The sequence below is a fragment of the Bacilli bacterium genome (assembly GCA_036381315.1).
Taxonomy (GTDB): Bacteria; Bacillota; Bacilli; order Paenibacillales; family KCTC-25726; genus DASVDB01.
Genome location: DASVDB010000048.1, coordinates 1 through 4,664, shown reverse-complemented (window position 1 = coordinate 4,664; position 4,664 = coordinate 1). Strand labels below are relative to the sequence as shown.

The window sequence follows — 4,664 nt, the reverse complement described above, 5'->3', positions numbered from 1 at the left end:
GTAAATAAAATGTATGTTTTCATTGTGCAATATATGCGGGGCCGGCTGGGGATGTGCCCAGTGAGTTCGTGGCAAGATCGCGAGCCAGTCCGCATACATATAAAAACAGGTACAAGATGCCAAATACAAAAGGAGAATAGGCGCTGCCATGAATGAAGCCTGTTTCTCCGCCAGCGTGAGGTGTGAATCGTGATCAACAAGCTCGTGTTGAGCATGGCGATGCTGCGGATTTTTTCCGGAAGCCTGGAACTGTTGGCGGCCATTTTCATGTTGAAGTTGAACCAAATCGACAAGGCGCTGCTGGTTAACTCGGGACTGGCATTGGTCGGCCCTTTGGTGCTCGTTTCGACCACTTCCATCGGGCTGGTCGGGATTGCCGACAAAATATCCTTCGGGCGGTTTGTATGGATCCTGGTCGGCGTAAGCTGCATTTTCTTCGGGATATTTAAAAAGTAAACTTGTTCATAAAAAGCAGGGCCAAGCATACATATGAGATGAGTGGCGCGGACAACTGGGGGGGATTTGCGCATGCTGGAATCGGTGTTGTCACTTTTGCCTGAGCCTCTGCACAGCCAGATTCGCCGGCTTCCCCGGGATGTATTATCCGGCCTGGAGGAATTGCGGATACGAGCGGGACGGCCGTTGGAAATCGGTTTTTCCGGGGATTATGCTTTTGTAACCGCCGGGGGCGAACCAACGCGCAGCCACTTGCGCGCTTTTATTCCGGATCGGGAATTATGTCGCAAGCTGATTGATATTTTAACCTGCCACTCGGTTTATGCGTTGGAAGAAGAACTGAAACGAGGCTATATTACGATCCGCGGCGGCCATCGCGTGGGCATTGCCGGAGGCGCGGCGGTAGAACAGGGGAAAGTGAAATTCATTAAAGACATCGCCAGTTTTAACATACGGATCGCCCGCCAGGTGATTGGAGTGGGAGCAGCCCTGCTGCCCGGCCTCGTGGATGTGCCGAACCAAACCATCTGCCACACGCTGATCGTTTCGCCGCCGCAGCAAGGCAAAACAACATTAATCCGCGATTTGGCCCGGTTATTGTCTTCCGGCGAATGGCCCAACGGCTTGCCGTGGCGGGGCAAAAAAGTGGGGATCGTCGATGAGCGATCCGAAATCGCGGGTTGTGAAGCCGGCGTTCCGACCTTCGACCTTGGTCCCAGAACCGATGTGCTCGATCGCTGCCCCAAGGCGGAAGGAATGATGATGCTGATCCGCTCCATGTCGCCCGAAGTGCTGGTGGTGGATGAAATCGGCACAGCCGAGGATGCCGAAGCGCTTAAGGAGGCCATTAAAGCGGGCGTGCGCGTGCTGGCGACGGCGCACGGCGCGGATTTGGCGGAGCTTGCTTGCCGCCCGACTTTCCGCGAAATGATCGCGGGCAATTTGTTTGAACGGTTTGTCATATTGCGCCGCAGCGGCGGCGGAACGCCGGAAATGAAGCTTTGTGCGGCGGACGGTTCGCAGCTTGTCCGCGTGGCCGCAGGCGCCGCCGCAGCTTGGCAGAAAGGGATGACGCCGTGCTGAAATTGATCGGAACGGCCCTTGTGCTTATCGCCGGCACGTTGGCGGGCTTCGCCAAGGCGAAAGAGCTTGCCGACCGTCCGCAACAGATTCGCGAATTGGTGCATGCCCTGCAATCATTGGCAACGGAGATCGGCTACGGCTTTACGCCGCTGCCGCAAGCTTTGGGAAAATTGGGTAAGCGGTTATCCGCTCCCCTCTCCGCGTTGTTTCAGGCAACGTCGGAGCAGCTGTCAATGGCGCAAGGTTTGAGCGTTGATGAAGTGTGGCGGGAAAATGTGCTTTTGCTTTGGCCCAAAACCGCGCTCAGGCGAACGGAAAAAGAGATCCTGCTCCAATTGGGAGCAATCCTGGGGGCATCCGGCAAAGAAGATCAGCTCAAGCATCTGCATCTCGCGATTCATGAACTGCAAAGGGAAGAAGCGGAAGCGCTGGAAGAGCGCAGACGCTACGAGAAGATGTGGAAAAGCCTGGGATTTCTGCTTGGGGCGCTGGTGGTTATCGTGCTCTATTGAATTTCACCGAGCGAGGTGCGCCGAATGAATGTTGAAGTCAATTCGATCTTTCAAATTGCCGGCATCGGCATCATCATTGCCATGATCCATACGGTATTGAAGCAAATGGGCAAAGAAGACATGGCACATTGGGTTACGCTAATCGGTTTTGTCGTCGTGCTGTTTATGGTTGTGCATCTGTTGGACGATCTGTTCAAGCAAATCAAAACCATTTTTTTGTTTCAGTAGGGTGAGATGCCTTGGAAATCGTCCAGATTGTCGGGTTGGGCCTTATCGCTGCGGTGCTGGCGCTAATTGTCAAGGAGCAAAAACCGCTCTTCGCCTTTTTTATCTCCGTTTTCACCGGAATTGTCATACTCGTTTTGCTGATCGCAAGCATTCGCGAGATTATCGGCGTGCTGCAGGATTTGGCGGCGAAATCGAATGTCAATATGATTTTCGTGAAGACAATATTGAAAATTATCGGGGTGGCTTATATTGCTGAATTTGGCGCGCAAATCGTGCGGGACGCCGGACAGGATTCGATCGCCGGCAAAATCGAACTGGCCGGAAAAATTCTCATCATGGTGATGGCCATACCGATAATCACGGTTATCATCGAGACGGTCATGAAGTTGTTGCCCGCTTAAGATGCAGGGATGGGAAAACTCGTTGAAGCGTGGGATCAAGATGGCGAAGGCAACGTTGCGCATTGCGGCGGCATTTTTTCTTGTGTTTCTGTGTCACCCCCTGGGGAGCGCCGGTGTTATGGCGGCGAACGATCCGCTGGATACGCTTGTTAAGGAGCAGGCCAACTCGCCGGAAACCGAACAGGTCAATGAATATTGGCGCAAACTGATGGATGAATACGGCGGCTTTTTTCCCGACAATCAAGCTCCCAGCATCATGGAAATGATCGTGCCGGGCGGCGAGGGCTTCCACTTTATCCAGGCGCTTAAAGGGCTTGCGGCATATCTCTTTCATGAATTGCTGGTAAACGGCAAATTGCTGGCGTCGATCGTCGTACTCAGCGTATTCAGCCAAATTCTGCAAACGCTGCAGGGAGCGTTCGAGAAAAATTCGATCAGTAAAATCGCTTACGCCATTGTTTATACCGTTTTAATCATCATTGCCATCAACAGTTTCAGCGTGGCAATCGGTTACGCGAAGTCGGCGATTGAAAATATGATCCACTTCATGGCGGCAATGATACCGCTGCTTTTGACGATGCTGGCATCGATGGGGAACGTCGTATCCGCATCGGTGATGCACCCGCTCATCGTGTTCATGGTGCATACCGTGGGCACGCTTATATATACCATTATATTTCCGCTCTTGTTTTTTTCGGCGGTTCTGCACATCGTAAGCACCCTGTCGGACAAGTATAAAGTGACACAATTGGCCGATTTGCTGCGCAAAGTCAGCGTAGGCATGCTCGGCGTGTTCCTCACCGTTTTTCTCGGGGTCATTTCCGTGCAGGGCGTGGCCGGGGCGGTTACGGACGGCGTAACGCTACGAACCGCCAAATACGTAACCGGCAATTTCGTCCCGGTTGTGGGCTCGCTGTTTTCCGATGCGACAGATGCGGTTGTCAGCGCTTCACTCATCGTGAAAAACGCGATTGGCCTGGTCGGCGTCGTGATCATTTTATTGCTCTGCGCTTTTCCGGCCGTGAAAATTTTGGCGCTGGCGTTTGTCTACAATCTCTCCGCAGCCGTGTTGCAGCCGTTGGGAAGCAGCCCGATCACCAAATGCCTGGATACGATCGGCAAAAGCCTGATCTATGTTTTTGCCGCGCTGGCCACAGTCGGGTTGATGTTCTTTCTTGCCGTAACCGTCATGATCTCGGCAGGCAACATATCGGTAATGATGCGGTAACCCTTCATCTTGCGGGAGGTGGCGGCAGTGATCGCATGGTTGGGCGAATGGCTGCGGGATGTCGTGCTGGTCATCTTGCTTGCCGCTTTTGTCGACTTGCTTTTGCCCAACAGCAGCATGCAGCGGTACGTCAAGGTCGTAATCAGCCTGTTCATTTTGCTGACGGTTTTAACGCCGGTCGTGCATGCGTTGTTTCGCGTCGATTTGCAGAAACTGACGGTTGCGGCATTTTCCGCGCAACCAGGGATGTTGGACAGCGGTGCGGATTTTCAGCCTTTGGAGAGCATATTGGCAAAAGGCGAAGCATTACGGAAACAAGAAGAGGCAAAAGCTTGGCAAATGGTTGAACAGGAACTTTCCGCACGCATCGCAAAACAGATCGAAGCCGCGTTTCCGGTTGAAGTCACGGCGGCGGAAGCGACAGTTGCGGAAGAAAACAACGAACCGGCGATTACGGGCTTGCGGATTTCCCTCATTCCGCGCACGGGGCAAACGCAAGCGCAAGATGCGGAAACGGAAAAAAGTAAGCAAAGTACGATGCGCAAAGTGGAGCCTGTGCGGATCCAAATTAAACTGGACGATCAGGCGCGGGCGGTTGCCGCAGCGGCGCAGGATGGGGAGGAAAACCGGAAGTTAGGCGGGCTGCGGAGCCAATTGTTGGAGTTTATTGCGAACGAATGGGGTATCGACAAAGCGAAAATCGATCTGGAAATTGCTCCACTGAGGTGATGGCCGGTGGCGAAGTGGCTGGAAAAA

Annotated in this window: 7 protein-coding genes; all 7 read left to right on the top strand. The window is 53.4% G+C overall.

Translation table 11 applies throughout. The features are described from left to right. The first annotated feature begins 189 nt into the window (after positions 1-189). The 7 genes from VF260_03620 (at position 190) to spoIIIAF (ending at position 4,637) form a co-directional block, all read left to right on the top strand. Positions 190-456, top strand: a complete 267-nt coding sequence (locus tag VF260_03620) for a YqhV family protein (GenBank protein HEX7056275.1) — start codon at positions 190-192, stop codon at positions 454-456. Positions 457-528: 72 nt separating this feature from the next. Then, entirely contained in the window at positions 529-1,539 is a 1,011-nt protein-coding gene (gene spoIIIAA, locus VF260_03615; GenBank protein ID HEX7056274.1) for a stage III sporulation protein AA, read from the top strand. Continuing rightward, a complete protein-coding gene (gene spoIIIAB, locus VF260_03610; protein ID HEX7056273.1) occupies positions 1,512-2,051 on the top strand; it encodes a stage III sporulation protein SpoIIIAB in 540 nt (179 codons plus the stop codon). Before spoIIIAA ends, spoIIIAB begins: the two co-directional genes overlap by 28 nt. A 24-nt stretch (positions 2,052-2,075) precedes the next feature. Then, positions 2,076-2,279, top strand: a complete 204-nt coding sequence (gene spoIIIAC / locus VF260_03605; protein ID HEX7056272.1) for a stage III sporulation protein AC — start codon at positions 2,076-2,078, stop codon at positions 2,277-2,279. A gap of 11 nt (positions 2,280-2,290) precedes the next feature. Then, positions 2,291-2,680, top strand: coding sequence for a stage III sporulation protein AD (spoIIIAD, locus tag VF260_03600; protein HEX7056271.1), 390 nt, complete (start codon positions 2,291-2,293; stop codon positions 2,678-2,680). A gap of 22 nt (positions 2,681-2,702) precedes the next feature. Continuing rightward, on the top strand, positions 2,703-3,908 hold the full coding sequence (gene spoIIIAE / locus VF260_03595) for a stage III sporulation protein AE (GenBank protein ID HEX7056270.1): 1,206 nt from the start codon (positions 2,703-2,705) through the stop codon (positions 3,906-3,908). 27 nt (positions 3,909-3,935) lie between these two features. Continuing rightward, positions 3,936-4,637, top strand: a complete 702-nt coding sequence (spoIIIAF, locus tag VF260_03590) for a stage III sporulation protein AF (protein ID HEX7056269.1) — start codon at positions 3,936-3,938, stop codon at positions 4,635-4,637. The last annotated feature ends 27 nt before the right edge of the window (positions 4,638-4,664 follow it).